The following is a 20,417-nucleotide window of genomic DNA, read 5'->3' on the forward strand; positions in this document are numbered from 1 at the left end:
CCTGAACCCAGCGGGCATCATCATGTGACCCATGACGCAGGCCCTGAGCGGCGACGAGCTGAAAGGCAGCAACGGCACGCTGGTGTGGGACGGCCTCGGCACGGTCCAGCTCCGGTATGACGGCGCTTGGATGAAGCAGACGAGCACCGTCACTCATCAGCTGCTCAAACGGCTGGGCACCCGAACCGTCCCCGTCGAGGCGCTGGCAGGCGTCGAACTGGTCATGCCGGGCACCACCCAGCCGCCGATGATCCGGCTCGTACTGCGCGCCGGCGCCGACCCGCTGATGGCGGTGGCCGGCGAGGAGCTGGACCGGTTGTTCGACCCGTACCGGTTATTTTTCGGTGCCAAGCAGTGGCTCCTGGCCGACTATTACGCGCAGGAGATCCGCACGTCGATCGCACTGCACCAGGTCGGCACCGGGCCGGCCGAGCGCTTCCTGATCGAGCCGCCCGAAGCGACGAACGAGCTGAAGGGTTTCGATGGAACGGCCCGGATCGAGGACGCAGAGCTGACGTTCGACTGGAGCTGGACGGCCACCAAGGAGAAGAAGGCCGCCGGTGATCCACACCGCGTGCCACTGGCCGACATCATCGGCGTCGAATGGCTCCCCTTGAGGGACAAGAAGCTGGGCCGGTTGCGGATCAGCACGGCCGCGACGCCGGCGGAGCGCCCAGAGGTCGACAAGGATCCCGAGACGCTCCAGTTGGGCGCCTTGCAGCAAGTGCCCGGGCTGTTGTTCGGCGCGAAACTGCTGGCCGCGGTCCGCGGCTAGGCGACGCGGGGCTTGCTGCGCGCTGGGTCGGTCAGGGTGGCCTTCTCGCCGAGGAGGTCGGTGGTCGGGGTGAGGATCTCCAGCCGGGGGCGTGGCAGCAGGTGCGGGCGGATCGCCAGGCCGCGGCGGCGGGAGAAGTAGAGCACCGACGCCGTCGTACCGAGGATGGTCAGGCCGCCGCCGACGATCAGGGACCAGCGGGCGCCGAACTCCTGGCCTACCCAGCCGATGAACGGTGAGCCGATCGGCGTACCGCCCATCAGGACCGTCATGTAGAGCGCCATCACCCGGCCGCGCATGGTCGGCTCGATCCCGAGCTGCATGGTCGCGTTGGCGGCGGTCAGCATGGTCAGCGCGGTGAACCCGACCAGCGGCAGGACCACCGCGAAGGACAGGTACGTCGGCATCAGGCCGCTGATGATCACCATGCCGCCGAAGGCGAGCGCTGCCCCGATCACCAGGCGTGCTCGGGTCCGGACCCGGCGGGCCGCCAGCAAGGCGCCGGCCAGCGAGCCGATCGCCAGGATCGAACCGAGAATGCCGTACTCCCCCGCGCCCTTGTGGAAGGCGCTCGTAGCCATCAGCGCGGACGTCATCTGGAAGTTCAGCCCGAAGGTGCCGGCGAAGAAGACCGCCACCAGCACCATCATCAGGTCGGGGCGGCGCCACAGGTAGCGCATCCCGTCCCGGATCATGCCCTTCTCGCGAGCCGCCACCTTCGGGGTGTGCAGCTCGTTGGAGCGCATCAGGTGCAGCGACAGGATGACCGCCGCATAGCTGAGCCCGTTGATGATGATCACCGGGCCGGTGCCGATCCAGTGGATCAGCAGGCCGGCCAGGCCGGGGCCGATCAGGCGAGCCGCGTTGAAGGACGCCGAGTTCAGTCCGACGGCGTTGGACAGCTCGTCCTTGCCGACCATCTCGACGACGAACGCCTGCCGGGTCGGCGCGTCGAACGCCGTCCCGATCCCGAACAGGAAGGCGAGCGCGTAGACGTGCCAGGTCTGGACCAGGCCGGTCACCGTCATCGTGCCCAGGATCAGCGCGATCGTGCCCATCGCCACCTGGGTGAGGGTCAGCACCTTGCGCTTGGGGAAGCGGTCGGCGATCAGACCGGCGTACGGCGAGATCAGCAGGGCAGGGAGGAACTGGAGACCGGTGACGATCCCCAGGGCCGTGCCGGAGTGGGTCAGCTCCAGGACCAGCCAGTCCTGGGCGACGCGCTGCATCCAGGTACCGATGTTGGAGACGATGGCGCCGGAGGCGTAGAGCCGGAAGTTGCGAACGTGGAAAGCGCGGAAGGTCGGGCTCATGTGGCCGCCAGCCGCTCTAGGACAGCTGCTGCCTTGCGCAGGATGTCGCGCTCCTCAGGGGTCAGTTTCTTCAGTTTGGTCTGCAGCCACTCGTCGCGCCGCCGCCGGTTGGCGTGCAGCAGGGCGTGCGCGGACTCGGTCAGCTCGACCACGATCTGGCGTTTGTCGGTGTCGTGCGGGCGGCGGGCCACCAGGCCGGCCTCCTCCATGTTCGACACGATCCGCGTCATCGACGGGGGTTTGACCTGCTCGTGCGCGGCCAGCTCACCGATCGTCATCGCGTCGTGTTTGCCCAGCGCACCGAGCACACCGAGCTGGTTGGCGGTCAGGTCCACGCCCTCCACCCGCTGCCGCCGGATCTGCCGCGACAGCCGCAGCGTGGACGACCTGAGCGCGCTCGCCAGGCCGACGTCACTCTTCACCTGCTGAGCTACGACTTCGGGCATACCGTTAGCTTAGCTCATTACCTTTGCTAACAAAAATAAGTTACCAGGATGCGGACTCGGCGGTAACCGGGCGGCGCATTAGGGTCTGCGGTCATGGGGACATCAGCTGAGTTGGCTCGGTACGAGCAGCGGTTCCGGCGGGCGGGGCTGCCGTTGTTCATCGAGGACTTCTCGCCGACGCACGACATCTTCACCCGGGCGACCCCGGTACTCGGCTTCGTCTTCCTGGCGGAGATGCTCGGAGCGACCTCGCTGAAGTGGCCGTTCTGGGTCAACCTGCTCGCCGTCCTGGGCGGCCTCGCAGTACTCATCGGCGGTTTCGCCGTCCTCAACCGCCTCCGCGGCCGCCCCCTGTGGTCCCTGCCATCCCGCTTCGGTACGCCGGAACTGGCCACCTTCGTCCTCCTGCCGGCCCTCCTCCCGGTGCTGTCGGAGTTCCAGTTCACCCAGTTCCTCGGCGTCGCGGTCAGCAACCTGTTACTGATCGGCCTGGTGTATGCCGTCGTCGGCTACGGCCTGATCGGTACGACGGTGTGGGGGCTGCAGCGGCTCGGCTCGGAGCTGGCGAGTTCGGTGGCGAGCCTGGTCCGGGCCTTGCCGCTGCTGCTGGTGTTCTCGCTGGTGCTGTTCATGACTGCCGACATGTGGCAGGTGTTCGCCGGCATGCCGACGGCCTTCATCGTCTTCATGGGCGTCGCCTTCGCCCTGATCAGCAACCTCTTCCTGGTCCTGCGGTTGCCTCAGGAGCTGGACCGGATCGAGCACGACGCCGCCGCCGGCCCGCCGCTGCGCCGGTTGCAGCGGCTGAACCTCTCCATCAGTTTGATGATCCGCCAGTGGATGCAGGTCCTGGTGGTCAGCAGCGGCGTCGGCCTCTTCTTCGTTGCCTTCGGCCTGCTCGCGATCAGCCGGCACGTGTACGAGCTGTGGGGTATCAGCCCGGGCAACTGGTCACACGAGCTCGTCCTGTCGAACCACCCGCTGCTGCTCAGCGCGACCCTGGTGAAGGTCGCGTCCGGCATCGCGATCTTCACCGGTCTCTACTACTCGATCTCGCTGATGACCGACGCCACCTACCGCACCGAGTTCCTCGACAACGTCACCGCCGAACTCCGCGACCTGTTCACCGACCGCACGCGGTACCTGGAGCTGCGTGCCCAGCTCCACGAAGCTACTTCAGCGCATCCTTGAAGAACTGCAACTGGTGGTGCATGAGACCTGCCACCGTCGCCTCGTCGGTCGGCCGGTGACCAGCACCTGACAGCGGCAGCACCTGGTGCGGGCGGCCCGCCGCCAGCAGAGCCGCCGAGAATCGCAGGGTGTGAGCAGGCACCACGTTGTCGTCAGCGAGACCGTGCACGAGCAGCAGCGGCCGGGACAGCTTCGCCGCATCCGTGATCGGCGACGATCGGTCGTAGTCCTCCGGGTGCGCGTCCGGATGCCCGAGGAACCGCTCGCGCCAGTGGGTGTCGTAGAGCCGCTGATCGCTCGGACCCGCTCCGGAGATCGCGGCGTGAAAGACATCCGGCCTCCGCAGTACGGCGGCTGCCGCGAGGGTTCCTCCGTAGCTCCAGCCCATGATGCCGACCCTGGTCAGGTCGAGGTCCGGGCAGTGCTCGGCAGCCGCGTGCAGCGCCGTGACCTGGTCCTCGATCGGTGCCGTCAACGTGTCGTGGTGGACCGTCTTCTCCCAGGCCGGACCGCGCCCCGGCGTACCGCGACCGTCGGCGATCACCACCGCGAACCCGGCCTCGGCGTACCACTGCGCGCTGACGAACCACCAACCGCTGACCCGCAACACGATCGCCATCGCGGGCCCGGCGTACGGCGCCATCAGGACCGGGAGGGGACGCTCCCCTGGCTGGTACCAGGACGGCAGGAGCAGCGCCGTACGGATCTCTCGCTCGCCCGCCTTCAGCCAGGTGATCCGCGGCGTGAGTGCTGGTTGCGCGGCGAGTGAGGTGATCGCCTGATCGGGCCGGCCTTCTCGGCGTACGACGAAGGATCGTCCGGCCTCGGTGTTCGAGGTGAGCAGCAGCGCGCCGTCGGCCCGGCTACCCGAGTGGAAACCGGGGCCGTTGCTCAGTCGCCGCAGGCCCGTGTCGTCGTACAGCCACAGATGGCACTCGGTCGGCTCGTCGCTCGCTTCGAACAGGACCGCTTCGCCCGAGACCTGCAGAACAGTGCGTACCTGCAGGCCTTCTGGTGTCACCGGCTGTCCGTCGATCGTCAGTCGTCGCGTCTCGCCTTCATCGGCGGTGTGGACGAGCTTGCCCGCGGCCGTGCGCGCCGGCGTACCGCCGATGATCTCCACCCAGGCGGGATCTCGCTGCTCGTGCAGGAGTTGCGTCCGGCCTGTCTCGGGATCGGCGGCCAGGACGTGAAGGACCCGTTGATCGCGGGACTGCACGCTGAGCAGCGGCCCGTGCGCATCCCAGTCGGCCGAGACCAGATACTCGTACGCCGCGCGGTCCCACTCGATCTCCACCGACCGGCCGGCCAGGTCGAAGGCGTGCAGCGAGACGAAAGCGTTCGGCGTACCGGCTGCTGGATAGGCGATCTCGCGGGGTGGGCGGGACGGGTTGGCGGGGTCGGCGATCCACCAGCGGTGCACCGGCGTCTGGTCAACTCTTGCCGCAAGCAACGAAGTACCGTCGGGCGACCACCAGTGGCCACGGCTGCGGCCCATCGACTCCGACGCGACGTGCTCCGCGAGTCCCCAGCCGACCTCCGGACTCTCGTCGACGGCCAGCAGCTGATCGTTGCCATCGGCAAGCTCTACTACGCGGAGTGAACGCTCTGTCACGTAGGCGACGCGGCGGCCGGACGGGTCGAGTCGCGGATCCACGACGGGTCCTGCGGTCTGGACTCGCTTCGGCTTGGTGTCTTCGAGGTTCAGCGTCCAGAGCTCACCGTTGAGTGCGAAGACGACCGTGCGCATCGCGTTGTCGCTGCTGTAGCTGACGATGCCGGAGCCGCTTTGCCGGGTCCGTTCACGGCGGATCAGCTCCGCCGGCGGAATGGGGCCGTCGGCACCGAGTTCGTCGGGCGCGATCAGGAGGTGCTCGCCGTCGTCGTCGAGCAGCCAAAGGCAACTGGTCCGGTCCTCGGGGCCGCGGGAGCGGAGGAAGAGGACCCGGCGACCGTCCGGTGAGAGGGAGAAGGAGGTCGGCAGTCCGAGGGTGAAGCGTGCTGTTCGCGCCGACTGGGCAGGGATTCCGTTGATGTCCATAAGCGAGATCCTGGGCTGCCTATCAGCTGAAACTACAGGGATTTGAAGAGGCCCGGCACTCGACGCTGCGGAAGCGGAGCGGAGGTGGGCTGATCGGAGAACCCGACGGCAGTCATTCTAGCAACCGCCGGCCGGTGGGAAATGGGCAGGCCCCGGGAAGCGCTGACTCCCGGGGCCCGGCCGATGTCAGGTGAGCCAGTCGCCCAGGGGGCCGATGGCGAAGTAGATGACGAACAGGCCGGAGACGACCCACATCAGCGGGTGGATCTGGCGTGCCTTGCCGCGGACGACCTTGAGCAGCACGTAGGAGACGAAACCGGCGCCGATACCGGCCGAGATCGAGTACGTGAACGGCATCAGGATGATGGTCAGGAAGGCCGGGATGGCCACCTCGAGATCGTCGAAGTCGATCCCCTTCACCTGCGTCATCATCAGGAAGCCGACCAGCACCAGGGCCGGCGTGGCCGCCTCGTACGGCACCAGCGTGACCAGCGGCGCGACCACCATCGAGATCAGGAAGCACACCCCGGTCACGACACTGGCCAGTCCGGTCCGCGCTCCTTCACCGACCCCGGAGGCGGATTCGATGTACGACGTGTTGCTGGACACAGATGCCGCTCCACCGGCGGCCGCCGCGATGCTGTCCACGATCAGGATGCGCTGCGCGTTCGGCGGCGTACCGTCCTCGTCGAGCAGCCCGGCCTCGGCGCCGATCGCGGTCATCGTGCCCATCGTGTCGAAGAAGTCCGCGAGCATCAGCGTGAAGATCAGCAGCACCGCCGAGACCACGCCGACCTTGTCGAACGAGCCGAACAGGTTGAACTCGCCGATCGTGTCCAGGTTCGGTTTGGTGAACCAGTTGTCCGGCAACTTCGGCACGCTCAGGCCCCAGCCGCCGGGGTTGTCGTTGGTCCGGCCGCCGACATCGAAGATCGCCTCCACCACGATCGCCAGCACGGTCGCCGCGAGGATGCCGATCAGGATCGCACCCTTGACCTTGCGCGCGTACAGGGTGATGACGAGGATCAGGCCGACCACGAACACCAGCACCGGCCAGCCCCGAAGGTTGCCGCCGACACCCAACTCCACCGGCGGACCACCGGCCGCCGCGGGGCGCCGTACGAAGCCTGCGTCGATCACACCGATGAACGCGATGAACAGGCCGATGCCGACACTGATCGCGATCTTCAGTTGCAACGGCACCGCCTCGAAGACCGCTCGGCGGAACCCGGTCAGCACCAGGACCAAGATGATGATGCCCTCGATCACCACCAGGCCCATCGCGTCGGCCCAGGTCATCTTGGTCGCGACACTGAAGGCGATGAACGCGTTCAGCCCCAGCCCGGTCGCCAGCGCGAGCGGGAAGTTCGCGACCACGCCCATCAGGATGGTGACGACACCCGCCACCAGCGCGGTGGCGACCGCGACCTTGGCGATCGCGGCGACCGGGTCGGTGCCGCCACCGACGTACTGACCGGTGCCGTCCTTGACGGTGCCGATGATCAACGGGTTCAGCACGACGATGTAGGCCATCGTGAAGAACGTGACCAGTCCGCCGCGAAGTTCGCGGCCGAGCGTCGAACCACGCTCACTGATCTTGAAGAAGGAGTCGAGCCGGTGTCCTGGAGATTTGGCTGACCCGGAGCGGGCTGTGGCAGCCTCTGGCGAACTCATGCCCCGAATGGTGCCAGTTCCTCCCGGCCGGTTGCGAGCACCTTCGGTAAAAGCTTTGGAGCTAAGGTGGAGGCGTGGCAGAGGAGAACGAGGCATCGGTCTCGAAGAAGCGGACCGACCCGACCAGCCAGCTGGCCCGCGGCGAGTTGATGCACGCCGACGTGAAGCCACTGGATCTGTCCGGCATCCCGACCGTGATCGTCGGCATCGTCGCCTGGGCGGTCGCGTTCGTCGTCGTGCTGATCTTCCGGTCCGAGCTGAAGAAGGACGGCGACGAGTGGTGGCTGTGGGTCACCGTGGCCGGCTTCGGGCTCGGCTGGATCGGTCTGGCCTACTGCCGGCGCCGGTGGGCCGCCATCCAGGCCGGCCACCGTCCGGAACAGGAAGACTGAGCTTCGGGCTCGCTGCCCTGCTCAGTAGTTCGCGGTTGCTTCCGCTTCGATTTCCGCGGCGGTCGGCATCGGGATCTCGTCGTACTCGTCCTCGGCAGTGATCGCCTGGACCTCGTCGTCCGCCTGGACCTCGTCGTCCGACGGCGGCTCGGCGGCGGCCTCGACCTCGACCTGAACGGCGTCGGCCTCTTCGGTCGCTTCCTGTACGACGTCTGCCTCGTCGTCCTGTACTACGTCTGCCTCGGCGATGGTCTCCAGCGCCAGGTCGTCGTAGCCAGTGGTGTCGAAGGCGTGCTCCGTCGACGGGTGGTCCGGTGCTTCGATGACGACGTCGGAGTGCGCCCCGCAGCCGTAGTCGTAGGACACGATCCGGCCTTCACCGGGCGCCATCTCGTTGGCGCAGGCACCGAATGCCTGGCCGAGGCTGTCGTGCAACCGGATCCAGTACCCGCAGGAGTAGCACTTGTACGGCACGGCTTGCGCGATCGGGGAGCTCGGACCGAAGTCCCCGGCGTACCAGCGCTCGGCAGCGTCTTCGCGACCTTCCTGCGACAGGACCCGCTCACGGCCAAGGCCGAGCTCCTCGACGACGGCCAGTACTTCGTCAGGTGCACCGGTGTCGGTGAAGCCGGGCTCGAGTCGCGGGTCGTCGGGCAGCGTCGGGAACAGGTCGCCCGGGCGCAGGTCGCCCGGCTGGACGCGCTCCGACCACGGCACCCACTCCGGCGCGACGATCGCCTCGTCACCCGGCAGCATCACGACCTCGTTGACGGTGACCGTCTTCGCGCGGGATGCGCGGGTCACCGTGACCGCCCAGCGCCAGCCCCGGTAGCCCGGGTGGGTGGAGGCGAAGTAGTGGGTGACGAGCCGCTCACCTTCGACGAGATGACCGAGGTACTCGCCGACCTGGGCGGCGCCCGCCTCGACGATCGCCGCCTCACGGGCAGGTTCGACAGCCGCGACGGAGATGGCGTCGGGCTTGGCGCGGACCGGTTCCGGAGTCTTGACGGGAGTCACAATCGGTTATTCTCGCACGCCCACGGGACTGACCCGAACGGTGATCCACAGCCCCGTTCCACCGTTGTCCACACAGTTCCGCGCCGCACCTGCGCTGTGTCCCCGCCACAAGGCAGGATGGGTGTATGGAAAGCCCAGACCCCGCGGCCGGCCGGCGCCCCGAACACGCCCGCCGCCCATCCGCTAGCCCCGGTGGCGGCGCTGCCGGGCGAGCAGCGGGTGAGGGCGGAGCGCGCGCGTCGGGCGGGGACGGTGGGCGGGGGCCCGCGGGCGACCGAGCGTCAGGCGATTCTGCTGGTGGGCGGCCGGGACCGGGCGGTTCGGGTGGGGGGAAGAAGGGGGCTGGGGAGAGGTTTGACGGGGCGGGGAAGAAGATCGGGGCTGCTGGGAAGAAGTTCGGGCATGCCTCGAAGGTGGGGGCGGTCGGATTTGCGGCGGCTTCCAAGAAGACGGCCGGGTTCACCGGGCGGGTAGGGAAAGCGACCGGGCGGCGGATTCGTGGGTTGACGGGCGCGCAGGGGGCGAGCGAGTCGGGTTTGTCCCGGTTGATCGAGCTCGGCGCGATCAACGCCGCCGGCGACACCGCCTTCGCTGTCTCCTTGGCCGGCACCGTGTTCTTCGCAGTACCGAGTTCGCAGGCGCGAGACCGGGTCGCGCTCTTCCTGCTGCTGACGATGGCGCCGTTCGCGTTGATGGCGCCGTTGATCGGCCCCGTGCTGGACCGGTTCCGCCATGGCCGCCGCTGGGCAATCGGGGCGACGCTCGGCCTGCGCGGATTCCTCGTCTGGAGTCTCGCCGCATCGATCTCGGGCAGCTCGGCCTGGCTCTACCCCGCAGCACTCGGCTGCCTGGTCGCCTCCAAGGCGTACGGCGTGACCCGAGCTTCCGCAGTACCGCGACTCCTGCCCAAGGACGTCACGCTCGTGACGGCCAACTCACGCATCTCACTCGCGGGTCTGGCCGGCGCCACGATCGGCGCAGGCATCGCGGGTGCTTTCGCCGCGATCGGCCCGCAGTGGTCACTGCGCTGGGCAGCCTTGGTGTACACGGTCGGTCTCGTGCTCGCCATCCGCTTGCCCGCCCGGGTGGACTCACCCGCCGGCGAGGAAATGACCGGTACGGAGGGCCGCGACGCCCGCCGTCGAGCGATCACTTCCGCTGTCGCGCGCGGAATCCGCTGCAATCTCGGGCTGCGCTTCGTCTCCGGCTTCCTGACCATGTACTTGGCGTTCCTGCTCCGCGACCGGCCGATCAGCGGGATCAACGGCGCCGTCGCCGCCGGTGCGGTGATCGCGGCGGCGGGGATCGGCAACAGCCTCGGCACCCTGGTCGGATCGTTGCTCAAGGCCCGTAAACCCGAGGCAGTGGTGCTGGTCGTGCTGTTCGCCGATGCGATCGTCGCGATCTGCGTGGCGGTGTTCTACGGCCTGCCACTGCTGATCGCGCTCGGCCTGGTCGCCGGCGTCTGCAGTTCGCTGGGCAAGCTGTCGCTGGACGCGATGATCCAGCGCGACGTCCCCGAATCCGTCCGTACGTCGGTCTTCGCGCGATCCGAGACCGTCCTGCAACTCGCCTGGGTGCTCGGCGGCGGCTGCGGCATCGTGCTCCCGCTCATCCCCCGCCTCGGTTTCGGCTTCCTGGCGGCGGTTCTCGCGATCGTCGTCTTCCTCGTCATCCGCCAGAAGCCGACCTCGGTACCGCCCAACCGCCCCGGCACTCACCCCGGCCCGAGAGACCCAGCACCCCACCACGACACCCGCCCGGTCCCCCACACCCGCGGCGGCGCTCCCGGCGCCAACACCGCACCTGCCGAGTCCACGCAATCGACAGCAACCACCCGCACCATCCTCACCACTGCCCCCGAGTCCATCGCCGAACGCCGTACCCGAACCCCCCGCCCCGACACGCGCTACCCCGAACCCACCGTCGAACTCCACTTCGACCCCAACCAAGCCCTCCAAACCGGCAGCACAACAGCCGACGATGTCCAGCGCGCGAGTGGTACCAGCGGTGAAGCCGGCGGGCAAAGCGATCGCAACACTGGAGGTCAAACGACGGGCGGCGCAGACAAGTCCACAAACAACGCGCGACCGGTGGTGGGGCGGTGGTGGAGTGGGCAGCCGGACGATGACGAGACGGTCGTCGAGGAGCAGCCGTGGGCGGCCGAGCCAACCCTCGAACGCAAGGCAGGGCCCTTCCGCCGCCGTCGCTCAGGCCCCGACACCGGCCCAGGCCACCGCCCACCCCGCTGATCACCCGATCCTGCCCACCCGCGGTTGATCAGGTGCGACGGGCGATCAGGGCGGGGTCACCACTTGTAGTCGATGTCCCAGCCGGTGAAGTCGCCGCCGGGCACCTTGACGATCTTGCCAGTCGCGATCAGGGTCTTGCCGTGGGGAGTGGTCAGTCCACCGCCACCATGCTTGTGGTCGCCGTCGATGAGCATGACCGGGTATCGGATCGGTTGTCGGCAGACATGAACGTTCCCGGGTCACCGTGACGGTAACCCGGGAACGGACCAGCTCGGTGGCGCTCCGGTTCAGGCGAGAACCACCCGGTTGTTGCTCTCGGCTACTGCGGCCGCACCGTCTTCGACGTTCGTCTCGGCAGGTGCGGCGGGCGAGGCCGGCTGGGCGGTGCCGCGCAGCAGCAGAGTGACCGTGACCGCTGTGGTGGCCAGCAGGACCGCGCCGACGACCGCGACGACGTTCATCGAGTGGCTGAAGGAGTGCCGGGCTACGTCGAGGACGATGGTGCCGAGCTGGGTGGGCAGGTGGGCTGCGATGCCGGTCGCGGCGGGGAGACCTTCGCGGGCACCCTCGGCGATGCCGGCGGGGAGGCTCGACGGGAGGTGCTTGTCGAGGTCGCCGCGGTAGGCCGCAGTACCGATGCTGCCCAGTACGGCGATGCCGAGTGCGCCGCCGAATTCACTGCAGGTCTCCATCAGCGCGGAGGCCGAGCCGGCCCGCTCCGGTGCGACGGCGCCGACGATCGCCTCGGTGACCAGTGACATCACCATCACCAGTCCGGCCGCCAGCAGCCCGGCGCCGACCAGCAGGACCACGAGCGACGAGTCGACGTGCATCTGGGTCAGTACGACGAACCCGGCAGCCGCCACGACGAACCCGATCCCCAGCACATAGGCCCGGTCGATCTTCTGCGCCAGCACGTTGCCGACCGGGGCAGCCGCACCGACCGCGACCGACGGCACCAGCGACCACAAAGCAGCCTTGAGCGGGCTCATCCCGAGCACCAACTGCAGGTACTGCGTCATGAAGACCGCGTTGCCGACCAGCGCCAGCGTCCCGATGGTGTTCGCGGCGAGCGCTCCGCTGAAGGCCCGGTTGCGGAACATGGCGAGCTCGATCATCGGGTGGTCCGCAGTACGTTGCCGCTGGATGAAGCCGACGCCGACGATGAGGCCGGCCACGATGCTGACGATCGGCAGGGTCTCGATGCCGTTCGCGGCAAGTTCCTTGATCCCCCAGATCACCGGTAGCACGAACGCCAGCGAGAGCACCGAGCTGAACAGGTCGAACCGTCCACGGGCCGGCGCTTTGAACTCCGGCAGCAAGACGGGGGCCAGCACGAGCAGCAGCAGCATCGCGGGGGTGTTGATCAGGAAGACCGAGCCCCACCAGAAGTGCTCGAGCAGGAAGCCACCGAGCACCGGACCGAGCGAGATCCCGCCCATCATGATCGCGCTCCAGAAGGCGATCGCCTTACTCCGCTGACCGGCGTCGTGGAACATGTTGCGGATCAGCGCCAGCGTCGACGGCATCAACGTCGCGCCCCCGATGCCCAGTACTGCGCGCGCCGCGATCAGCTGCTCCGGGTTCTGCGAGTACGCCGCCGCGACCGAGGCGAGGCCGAACGCGATCGCGCCGAAGATCAGCAGTTTGCGGCGGCCGATCCGGTCGCCGAGCGAGCCCATCGTGATCAGCAGGCCGGCCAGCACGAACCCGTAGATGTCGAAGATCCACAGCTGCTGGGTCGCCGAGACGCCCAGGTCCGCGGAGATGAAGGGGACCGCGAAGTACAGGACCGATACGTCCATCGAGACCAGCAGCAACGGCAGGGCGAGGACGCCGAGTGCGATCCATTCCTTGCGTCCGGCTCGCTCCGGTGTGCTCATGAGGACCCCTCCACTATCTGTGTATGACGCACACTGTGTGCGCCGTACGCAGACCATAGCAAGCATCTGTCTATGCTGTAAACAGATAAGATCGACAGAAGTTCGGGCCGATGCCGATTCGAGGAGCGCGCGATGGACAAGACCGCGGAGGAACTGCCGCGAGCCCTGCAACTGATGTGGGGAATCGAAGGGCCCGCGCGGCCGGGGCCGAAGCCCACGCTGCATATCAGCGACATCGGCGCGGCCGGCGTCAGGCTGGCCGACGCCGCCGGGCTCGGGGCGGTCTCGATGGCGAAGGTGGCGGCCGAGGTCGGCTTCACCACGATGTCGCTCTACCGGTACGTCGACTCCAAGGACGAGCTGTACACGGTGATGATCGACGAGGCGTTCGGCGTACCGGAGCCGATCGCGCCGGAGCTGGACTGGCGGGCCGGGATCACCCGGTGGGCGATGCTGGTCCGGGAGGCGATCCACCGGCATCCGTGGATTCTGCAGGTGCCGCTGTTCGAGCCGCCGCTGTCACCCAAGCAGCTGGAGTGGATGGAGACGGGCTTGCGGGTCCTCGACGGTACGCCGCTCAGCGCGGGGGAAAAGCTGTCGTCGATGGTGCTGGTCAACATCTATGTGCGCGGGGCGGCCCAGTTGACCGCCGAGATGTTCGCCCGGCCGGATCGGACGAGAGAGGAGAACGACCAGTTGTACGGACGGCGGCTGATGATGCTGGCCACGCCGGACCGGTTCCCGATGATCGCCGCCACGGTCGCCGCCGGTATCGAACGAGCCGACTCCGGCGACGACCCCGACGACTTCAAGTTCGGCCTGACCGCAGTACTCGACGGCATCCAAGCCCTGATCGACCGCACCAGCCACACCTAGCAGCGCAACCGCAGCACGTCGCCCTGCCGCGCGCAAGAGAGCGTCGCCGAACGGCGTGGGGGGCGACGCGCGTTCGGCGCGCCGCCGGACGAGTGCGGAGTCGGCGGGTGGCGGGTCAGATGTCGAGTTTGTCGGCTACTCCGCGGAGGACGGTGGCGACGCCGCGGGCGGCCTTGGCGTCGGGGTGGCGGCCGCGGCGGTAGCCCTCGCCGATGTTGTCGAGGAGCTTGATCAGGTCCTCGATCATCAACTGCATCTCCTCCGGCTTCGGCCGCATCGCCTTCGCCACCGACGGCGGCGGGTCGATCAACCGCACCTGCAGCGCCTGCTCACCCTTGCGGCCCTCGACGACGCCGAACTCGACCTTCTGCCCCGGCTTGAGGTTGGTCACTCCGGCCGGCAGCGCCTCGGCACGGACGTAGACATCCCCGCCTTCCTCCTTGCTGAGGAAGCCGAACCCCTTCTCGGAGTCATACCACTTGACCTTGCCAACAGGCACGGGAACCTCTTCGATGTCAATCGTCGGAACAGGACGGAAAGGTGACCGGGACGGGCTGCCCGGGCCGGTTACCCAGCGTACGTGAACCCGGGCATCAGCGCCTCCGGGAAACTACCTGATGAGGCAACGATTCCGCACCACCCGGTCTCGTAAATGCCCCACGGCAGTCGCGGGTCAGCGATAGCGCTCCGGATTGGCCAACCGCTCGTTCATCGAGCCGGAGCGGAACCCCCGCGGATCGACGGCCGCCGCTGCAAAACCTTCCGCGCGGACCGCGTCGATCAGCGCCGCGTGGTCCACCCGGCCGAGCAGGTCGGCGTCGATCTCGATGCTCGCCGACTCCCCCAGATCGCGAACCCGCACGTTCTGCACGCCGTACGGCGTGAGCAGGTCGCGGACCGCCTGCTCGGCCCGATCGACCCGGACGAGCAGGTTGGGAGTGATCCGGATGCCATAGGCGATCCGGCTGGACAGGCAGGCCGCGGCCGGCTTGTCCGACGTCTCCAGACCCCAGCTGCGCGAGGCCGCCCGGATCTGCGCCTTGGTCAGCCGCGCATCGCGCAGCGGCGTGATCGCGCCGCGTTCGAAGGCCGCCCGGATCCCCGGCCGGAAGCCTGCGATCGCGTCGTCGGCGTTGGTCCCCGTCGCGATCGCCTCGATGCCGAATTCGTCGGCGATCGGCTGCAGCGTCTCGACCAGCTCGGCCTTGCAGAAGTAGCACCGGTCGCCGGCGTTGGCCTGATAGCCCTCGCGGTCCATCTCGTGCGTGTGCGGAGTCACGTGCCGTACGCCGAGCGAGTCGGCGAAGTGGGCCGCCGGCTCGAGCTCCGCGACCGGCAGACTCGGCGAGACGGCGGTGGCCGCGACCACGTTCGCCGGGCCGATCGCGCGAGCCGCTGCTGCCAACAGGAACGCCGAGTCGGCCCCACCGGAGAAGGCGACCACGAGGCTCTCGTACTTGGCCAGCCTCGTCATCAGAGCTTCAAGCCGCTGCTCGAGCACATAGGCGTCCAGCCAGGCGGGAAACTCGGTCAGATCGTTGAGTACGACGTCAGCGCCGTACGCGCGCAGCTCATCCGCCGAGAACGGACCGGTGGCAACGCTCACCGCGACGGCGCCGGCAGCCCGGGCTCCGTCGATGTCGGCGGTGTGGTCGCCGACGTAGATCGTGGCCTGGTGCTCGCGCAGCGCGGTGCCCTTCTCGGCGCCGTGCAGGTCGCCGACGGGCTCGTCGACATCCAGCCCGAGGTGCTCCAGGTGCAGCTTCACGCTCGGGGTGTACTTCGCCGAGACCACCATCGTGCGCCCACGCAGGGCCCGTACTGCGGCCAGCGCCTCGGGCACACCCGGCAACGGGAGGCTTCCGGTGATCGCGTACGACGGGTAGTGCTCGCGGTACCGCGCGACCATCGCGTCGACCTGGTCCTCGGGGAACCAGTTCGCCATCTCCCAGGTCAGCGGCGGCCCGAGACGGCTCACCACCAGGTCGGTGTCGATCGGGACGCCGGTCTCGGCCGCCAGCAGGTCCCAGACGGCCTGGATCCCGGGCCGGGAGTCGATCAGCGTCATGTCCAGATCGAAACCGACCACCAATTCCGGCACGTCGGCCTCGCCTGGCGTGGCGGCAGGGGTGGGCTGAATCTCGGCGGTTGACACGTCCCCAACCCTACGTCCTCGAGCCCACCCGGTCCTCCGGGTATCCCACCGTCCAGTCCTGGTCAGGCATCTCGGATGACGGACACCGGTCTAAGTCGAGTAATTGAGTAGGAATATAGATATTACTTCGCCCTCTCGACCTCAGGAGCAGACCATGACCACGACCGCACCCCTGGAAGCAGACCAGCAGCTCGTCACCGTCGACAAGGTGGGCAGCGCGCTCGGCGCCGTCGTCGGCGGAGTCCGGCTCGGCGGCGAGCTGAGCGCCGCGACCGTGGCCGCGATCCGGCAGGCGCTGCTGACTCATAAGGTGATCTTCTTCCGCGGCCAGGACCACCTGGACGACGCCGGCCAGCTCGCCTTCGCGAAGCTGCTGGGGACGCCGACACTGGCTCACCCGACCTCGAACGCGCTCGAGTCCAACGAGAACGTGCTGCCGATCGACTCCGACTACGGCAAGGCGAACAGCTGGCACACCGACGTGACCTTCGTGGACCGCGTACCGGCGATCAGCCTGCTCCGAGCGGTCACCCTCCCGGCGTACGGCGGTGCGACCAGCTGGGCGAACACGGTCACGGCGTACGCCGAGCTGCCGGTGCCGTTGCAGGCGCTCGTCGACCGGCTCTGGGCGGTGCACAGCAACGTGTACGACTACGCCGGGGCGAAGGACGAGACCCGGATCGGCGGGGTGGACGTGAAGGTCCAGACGCATCGCGAGCAGTTCGTCTCGCAGCTCTTCGAGACCGAGCACCCAGTGGTCCGGGTACACCCCGAGACCGGCGAGCGGGCGCTGGTGCTCGGCCACTTCGTCCGGCGGTTCGTCGGATTGAGCGCAGCGGAGTCGGGGCAGCTCTTCCAGTTGCTGCAGAACCGGGTGACGAACCTCGACAACACGGTCCGCTGGCAGTGGCAGCCGGGCGACTTGGCGATCTGGGACAACCGGGCGACGCAGCACTACGGGGTTGCGGACTACGACGACCAGCCGCGCCGGCTGCACCGGATCACGCTGGCCGGAGATGTCCCGGTGAGTGTCGACGGCGTACGTAGTACTGCCCGCACCGGGGATGCCTCGCACTACTCTGCCGTTTGACATTTGATGGCCTGATGTCCGAGCCCTTGACATCAAGGCGTTGGATGTAAACCCTGTGGTGTGTGGATTCCTTTGGTGCGCGGACCAAGCGGCGGTTGCGGGAGGAGCTGCTCGACGCGGCGTACGACGCGATCGTCACCGGCGGGTACGACGGGTTGCGGATGGCCGACGTCGGGCGGCGGACCGGGGTGTCGCGGCAGACGGTCTACAACGAGTTCGGGGACAAGTGGGGTGTGCTGCAGGCGGTCGCGGCGCGGGAGACCGAGCGGTTCCTGGTCGAGGTGAACGCCGCGCTCGCCGGGCACACCGACCCGATCGACGGGCTCCGCGCCGCGGTCGAACGGGCGCTGACGCTTGCCTCCGACAACCCGCTCGTGAAGGCCGCGCTCAGCGCTCCTGGGTCGGACCAGGCCAGTCAGCTCCTCACCACCCGCGGCCAGCAGGTGCTCGAGTTGAGCCACCAGCGGCTGGACGCCCATGTCCGCGAACACTGGCCCGAGATCGCCGCCGACGACGCGGCGACCTGCGTGGACATCGCTCTGCGTGTAGTCCTCAGCCACATCGTCAACCCCGGCCCGCCCCCAGCCGCCGTCGCCGGCCAAATAGCCCACGTCCTCGGTCCGTTCTTGGCCACCAGCAGGAGGTAGTGATGACGAATCCTCTTCACCGGCAGGGTTTCAGCTCGTTGCAGGCGGGTGGGCTGAACTGGGACGCCCTGCCGCTCCGCCTTTTCGACAAGGGCAACCGGAAGTTCTGGAACCCGCGCGACATCGACTTCAACCAGGACGCCAAGGACTGGGAGAACTTCACCGACAACGAGCGGGACAACGCGATGATGCTGTGCGCGCAGTTCATCGCCGGTGAGGAAGCCGTCACCGAGGACCTGCAGCCGTTCCTGCAGGCAATGGCCGCGGAGGGTCGGTTCGGCGACGAGATGTACCTGACCCAGTTCTGCTTCGAGGAGGCCAAGCACACCGCGGTCTTCCGGATGTGGCTCGACGCGGTCGGCGTCACCGAGGACCTGCACCGGTACGTCGAGAACAACCCCGGCTACCGCGCGATCTTCTACGAAGCGTTGCCGGTGGCACTCAAATCCCTCGCCGACGACCCGTCTCCGGCGAACCAGGTGCGCGCTTCGGTCACCTACAACCACGTAGTAGAAGGAACTCTGGCTCTCACCGGCTACCACTCGTGGAACCTGCTGTGCACCGGCCGCGGTGTCCTGCCCGGCATGCAGGAACTGATCCGCCGCATCGGTGACGACGAACGACGGCACATGGCGTGGGGCACGTTCACCTGCCGCCGCCACGTCGCGGCCGACGAGTCCAACTGGAAGGTCGTCACCGACACGATGGAGGAACTGCTCCCGCACGCCCTCGTCCAGATCCAGTGGGCCCTGGAGAACTCGCCCGAGATCCCACCGGAGATCGACCCCACCGCCCTGATGACGTACGCCGGCGACCGCGCCACCCGCCGCCTCGGCGCCATCGAGTCAGCCCTCGGCGCCGACGTCGCCGGCATCGACCTCGACTACTCCCCCGAAAACCTCGAAGACACCTTCGGCGCCGAAGACTCCGCCGCCCTCGCCGCAGTCCGCTGACCCGTTGCTGGAGGCAACCTTCAGCTTGTCGGGGCTGGTGGTCGCAGTCCGAGCAGGGCGATCGACTTCTCGCGCATCTCGACCTTGCGGATCTTGCCGGTGACGGTCATCGGGAAGTCGTCGACGAGGAGGACGTAGCGCGGGATCTTGTAGTTGGCGAGTTTGCCGGTGGCGAAGGAGCGGAGTCCGGCGGCGTCCAGTTCGCCGGCGCCGGGGCGAAGCTTGATCCACGCGCAGAGTTCCTCGCCGTACTTCTCGTCCGGTACGCCGATCACCTGGACGTCGGCGATGTCGGGGTGGGTGTAGAGGAACTCCTCGATCTCGCGGGGGTACACGTTCTCGCCGCCGCGGATGACCATGTCCTTGATCCGGCCGACGATGTTCACGTAGCCGTCGTCGCGCATCACCGCGAGGTCGCCGGTGTGCATCCAACGCGCCTGGTCGATCGCCTCGGCGGTCTTCCCGGGCTCGTCCCAGTAGCCGAGCATCACGGAGTACCCGCGGGTGCACAGCTCCCCCGGCTCGCCACGCGGTACGACGAGCCCGGTCACCGGGTCGACCAGCTTCACCTCGACGTGCGGCATCACCCGGCCGACGGTCGACGTACGGCGATCGAGGTCGTCGTCACGCCGGGTCTGCGTCGACACCGGCGAGGTCTCGGTCATGCCGTAACAGATCGCCACCTCGGCCATGTGCATGTCGGCCACACAGCGCTTCATCACCTCGACCGGGCACGGCGAGCCCGCCATCACCCCGGTCCGCAGCGAACTCAGGTCGTACGACGCGAAGTCGGGCAGTCCCAGTTCAGCGATGAACATCGTCGGTACGCCGTACAGGCCGGTGCAGCGCTCGTCCTGGACGGCCTTGAGCGTCGCCGCCGGATCGAAAGCCGACGCCGGGATCACCATGCAGGCGCCGTGCGTGGTGCAGCCGAGGTTGCCCATCACCATGCCGAAGCAGTGGTAGAACGGCACCGGGATGCACAGCCGGTCGTCCGGGCCGAACGCGATCGTCTCGGTGACGAAGTACCCGTTGTTCAGGATGTTGTGGTGGCTCAAAGTCGCGCCCTTGGGGAAGCCGGTGGTCCCCGAGGTGTACTGGATGTTGATCGCGTCGTCGAAGCTGAGCTCCGCCGCGCGCTCCTCCAACTGGTCGGCGGTCACACCGGTTGCGGCTGAGACCACGGAGTCCCAGTCCGGCGTACCGATGTAGACGACGTCCTCGAGCGCGGTGCAGTCCGGCCGGACCTCCTCGATCATCTTGCGGTACTCGCTGGTCTTGAACTCCGTCGCGGAGATCAGCAGCTTCACACCGGACTGGTTCAGCGCGTACGCCAGCTCATGGGTCCGGTACGCCGGGTTGATGTTCACCAGGATCGCGCCGATCGCCGCCGTCGCGTACTGCGTGATCGTCCACTCCGCGCAGTTCGGGGCCCAGATCCCGACCCGGTCGCCCTTCGCGATCCCGCGAGCCATCAGTCCGCGCGCGAACTCGTCGACGTCGGCCCCGAACTCGGCGTACGTCCACCTCCGCCCACTGGCGACCTCGACCATCGCCTCGCGCTCGCCGTACGTCGCGACCGTCCGTCTGAGGTTCTGCCCGATCGTCTCGCCCAGCAACGGAACCTCGGACACTCCGGACGCATACGAAGGCTGGCTCATGCCGCCATCGTCACTCCCCACCGGTCGCCCGACAACCCCAACGCGCCGGGC

General features: G+C 68.1%; 17 protein-coding genes and 1 pseudogene. 8 read left to right on the forward strand and 10 right to left on the reverse strand.

The genetic code is table 11. The features are described from left to right. Nucleotides 1-31: 31 nt before the first annotated feature. On the forward strand, nt 32-775 hold the full coding sequence (locus tag DIZ26_RS17920) for a DUF4429 domain-containing protein (RefSeq protein ID WP_112242734.1): 744 nt from the start codon (nt 32-34) through the stop codon (nt 773-775). Here DIZ26_RS17920 and DIZ26_RS17925 read toward each other — a convergent pair. Next, nucleotides 772-2,088 (reverse strand): MFS transporter, encoded by a 1,317-nt coding sequence (locus tag DIZ26_RS17925; protein WP_112242735.1) that lies wholly within the window; start codon nt 2,086-2,088, stop codon nt 772-774. The genes DIZ26_RS17920 and DIZ26_RS17925 overlap by 4 nt on opposite strands. Then, on the reverse strand, nt 2,085-2,534 hold the full coding sequence (locus DIZ26_RS17930) for a MarR family winged helix-turn-helix transcriptional regulator (protein ID WP_112242737.1): 450 nt from the start codon (nt 2,532-2,534) through the stop codon (nt 2,085-2,087). Before DIZ26_RS17930 ends, DIZ26_RS17925 begins: the two co-directional genes overlap by 4 nt. 93 nt (nt 2,535-2,627) lie before the next feature. Between DIZ26_RS17930 and DIZ26_RS17935 the strand changes: the two genes are divergently transcribed. Continuing rightward, nucleotides 2,628-3,725 (forward strand): hypothetical protein, encoded by a 1,098-nt coding sequence (locus tag DIZ26_RS17935; protein WP_112242739.1) that lies wholly within the window; start codon nt 2,628-2,630, stop codon nt 3,723-3,725. On the opposite strand, the gene DIZ26_RS17940 is transcribed toward DIZ26_RS17935, so the two are convergent. Then, nucleotides 3,706-5,766 carry a prolyl oligopeptidase family serine peptidase gene (locus tag DIZ26_RS17940; RefSeq protein WP_112242741.1) on the reverse strand — a complete coding sequence of 687 codons (2,061 nt, stop codon included), beginning with the start codon at nt 5,764-5,766 and terminating at the stop codon, nt 3,706-3,708. The genes DIZ26_RS17935 and DIZ26_RS17940 overlap by 20 nt on opposite strands. Nucleotides 5,767-5,952: 186 nt before the next feature. Further along, nucleotides 5,953-7,440 (reverse strand): NCS2 family permease, encoded by a 1,488-nt coding sequence (locus DIZ26_RS17945; RefSeq protein ID WP_112242743.1) that lies wholly within the window; start codon nt 7,438-7,440, stop codon nt 5,953-5,955. A 74-nt stretch (nt 7,441-7,514) separates the two neighbouring features. Between DIZ26_RS17945 and DIZ26_RS17950 the strand changes: the two genes are divergently transcribed. Then, nucleotides 7,515-7,832: a DUF2530 domain-containing protein gene (locus tag DIZ26_RS17950; protein WP_112242744.1), complete on the forward strand. Its 318-nt coding sequence runs from the start codon at nt 7,515-7,517 to the stop codon at nt 7,830-7,832. A 252-nt stretch (nt 7,833-8,084) separates the two neighbouring features. Here DIZ26_RS17950 and DIZ26_RS17955 read toward each other — a convergent pair. Beyond that, nucleotides 8,085-8,852, reverse strand: a pseudogene (locus DIZ26_RS17955) (DUF3027 domain-containing protein); the annotation flags it as partial. A 533-nt stretch (nt 8,853-9,385) separates the two neighbouring features. On the opposite strand from DIZ26_RS17955, the gene DIZ26_RS17960 reads away from it, so the two are divergent. Next, nucleotides 9,386-11,101 carry an MFS transporter gene (locus DIZ26_RS17960; RefSeq protein ID WP_232828424.1) on the forward strand — a complete coding sequence of 572 codons (1,716 nt, stop codon included), beginning with the start codon at nt 9,386-9,388 and terminating at the stop codon, nt 11,099-11,101. A gap of 56 nt (nt 11,102-11,157) precedes the next feature. Here DIZ26_RS17960 and DIZ26_RS37490 read toward each other — a convergent pair whose 3' ends face one another. Together DIZ26_RS37490 and DIZ26_RS17965 are read right to left on the reverse strand one after the other, a co-directional pair. Further along, nucleotides 11,158-11,295, reverse strand: a complete 138-nt coding sequence (locus DIZ26_RS37490; RefSeq protein ID WP_157979750.1) for a hypothetical protein — start codon at nt 11,293-11,295, stop codon at nt 11,158-11,160. Between the two features lie 93 nt (nt 11,296-11,388). Then, on the reverse strand, nt 11,389-12,984 hold the full coding sequence (locus DIZ26_RS17965; RefSeq protein ID WP_112242748.1) for an MFS transporter: 1,596 nt from the start codon (nt 12,982-12,984) through the stop codon (nt 11,389-11,391). A gap of 132 nt (nt 12,985-13,116) precedes the next feature. Between DIZ26_RS17965 and DIZ26_RS17970 the strand changes: the two genes are divergently transcribed. After that, the gene (locus DIZ26_RS17970) at nt 13,117-13,860 is read left to right on the forward strand and encodes a TetR/AcrR family transcriptional regulator (RefSeq protein WP_112242749.1); all 744 of its coding nucleotides are present in this window, start codon (nt 13,117-13,119) and stop codon (nt 13,858-13,860) included. 115 nt (nt 13,861-13,975) lie between these two features. Here the strand turns inward: DIZ26_RS17970 and DIZ26_RS17975 are convergent, their stop codons facing one another. Continuing rightward, complete coding sequence (locus tag DIZ26_RS17975; protein WP_112242751.1) at nt 13,976-14,359, reverse strand: cold-shock protein; 384 nt, start codon at nt 14,357-14,359, stop codon at nt 13,976-13,978. Between the two features lie 174 nt (nt 14,360-14,533). Next, the gene (larE, locus tag DIZ26_RS17980; RefSeq protein ID WP_112242753.1) at nt 14,534-16,015 is read right to left on the reverse strand and encodes an ATP-dependent sacrificial sulfur transferase LarE; all 1,482 of its coding nucleotides are present in this window, start codon (nt 16,013-16,015) and stop codon (nt 14,534-14,536) included. 154 nt (nt 16,016-16,169) lie between these two features. Between larE and DIZ26_RS17985 the strand changes: the two genes are divergently transcribed. From DIZ26_RS17985 to DIZ26_RS17995, 3 genes are all read left to right on the forward strand, one after another. Further along, complete coding sequence (locus tag DIZ26_RS17985) at nt 16,170-17,105, forward strand: TauD/TfdA dioxygenase family protein (protein WP_112242755.1); 936 nt, start codon at nt 16,170-16,172, stop codon at nt 17,103-17,105. Nucleotides 17,106-17,167: 62 nt separating this feature from the next. After that, a complete protein-coding gene (locus tag DIZ26_RS17990; RefSeq protein ID WP_112242757.1) occupies nt 17,168-17,752 on the forward strand; it encodes a TetR/AcrR family transcriptional regulator in 585 nt (194 codons plus the stop codon). A gap of 2 nt (nt 17,753-17,754) precedes the next feature. Next, complete coding sequence (locus DIZ26_RS17995; RefSeq protein ID WP_112242759.1) at nt 17,755-18,705, forward strand: R2-like ligand-binding oxidase; 951 nt, start codon at nt 17,755-17,757, stop codon at nt 18,703-18,705. Nucleotides 18,706-18,725: 20 nt separating this feature from the next. On the opposite strand, the gene DIZ26_RS18000 is transcribed toward DIZ26_RS17995, so the two are convergent. After that, nucleotides 18,726-20,366 carry an AMP-binding protein gene (locus DIZ26_RS18000; protein ID WP_112242760.1) on the reverse strand — a complete coding sequence of 547 codons (1,641 nt, stop codon included), beginning with the start codon at nt 20,364-20,366 and terminating at the stop codon, nt 18,726-18,728. Nucleotides 20,367-20,417: the final 51 nt, after the last annotated feature.

It is taken from the genome of Kribbella monticola, from assembly GCF_003261635.1.
GTDB classification, from domain to species: domain Bacteria; phylum Actinomycetota; class Actinomycetes; order Propionibacteriales; family Kribbellaceae; genus Kribbella; species Kribbella monticola.

What these genes read in the sequence shown, in the direction of transcription:
- DIZ26_RS17920 (WP_112242734.1), top strand. Translation starts at nt 32, where the DNA reads ATGACGCAGGCCCTGAGCGGCGACGAGCTGAAAGGCAGCAACGGCACG.
- DIZ26_RS17925 (WP_112242735.1), bottom strand. Translation starts at nt 2,088, where the DNA reads ATGAGCCCGACCTTCCGCGCTTTCCACGTTCGCAACTTCCGGCTCTAC.
- DIZ26_RS17930 (WP_112242737.1), bottom strand. Translation starts at nt 2,534, where the DNA reads ATGCCCGAAGTCGTAGCTCAGCAGGTGAAGAGTGACGTCGGCCTGGCG.
- DIZ26_RS17935 (WP_112242739.1), top strand. Translation starts at nt 2,628, where the DNA reads ATGGGGACATCAGCTGAGTTGGCTCGGTACGAGCAGCGGTTCCGGCGG.
- DIZ26_RS17940 (WP_112242741.1), bottom strand. Translation starts at nt 5,766, where the DNA reads ATGGACATCAACGGAATCCCTGCCCAGTCGGCGCGAACAGCACGCTTC.
- DIZ26_RS17945 (WP_112242743.1), bottom strand. Translation starts at nt 7,440, where the DNA reads ATGAGTTCGCCAGAGGCTGCCACAGCCCGCTCCGGGTCAGCCAAATCT.
- DIZ26_RS37490 (WP_157979750.1), bottom strand. Translation starts at nt 11,295, where the DNA reads ATGCTCATCGACGGCGACCACAAGCATGGTGGCGGTGGACTGACCACT.
- DIZ26_RS17965 (WP_112242748.1), bottom strand. Translation starts at nt 12,984, where the DNA reads ATGAGCACACCGGAGCGAGCCGGACGCAAGGAATGGATCGCACTCGGC.
- DIZ26_RS17970 (WP_112242749.1), top strand. Translation starts at nt 13,117, where the DNA reads ATGGACAAGACCGCGGAGGAACTGCCGCGAGCCCTGCAACTGATGTGG.
- DIZ26_RS17985 (WP_112242755.1), top strand. Translation starts at nt 16,170, where the DNA reads ATGACCACGACCGCACCCCTGGAAGCAGACCAGCAGCTCGTCACCGTC.
- DIZ26_RS17995 (WP_112242759.1), top strand. Translation starts at nt 17,755, where the DNA reads ATGACGAATCCTCTTCACCGGCAGGGTTTCAGCTCGTTGCAGGCGGGT.
- DIZ26_RS18000 (WP_112242760.1), bottom strand. Translation starts at nt 20,366, where the DNA reads ATGAGCCAGCCTTCGTATGCGTCCGGAGTGTCCGAGGTTCCGTTGCTG.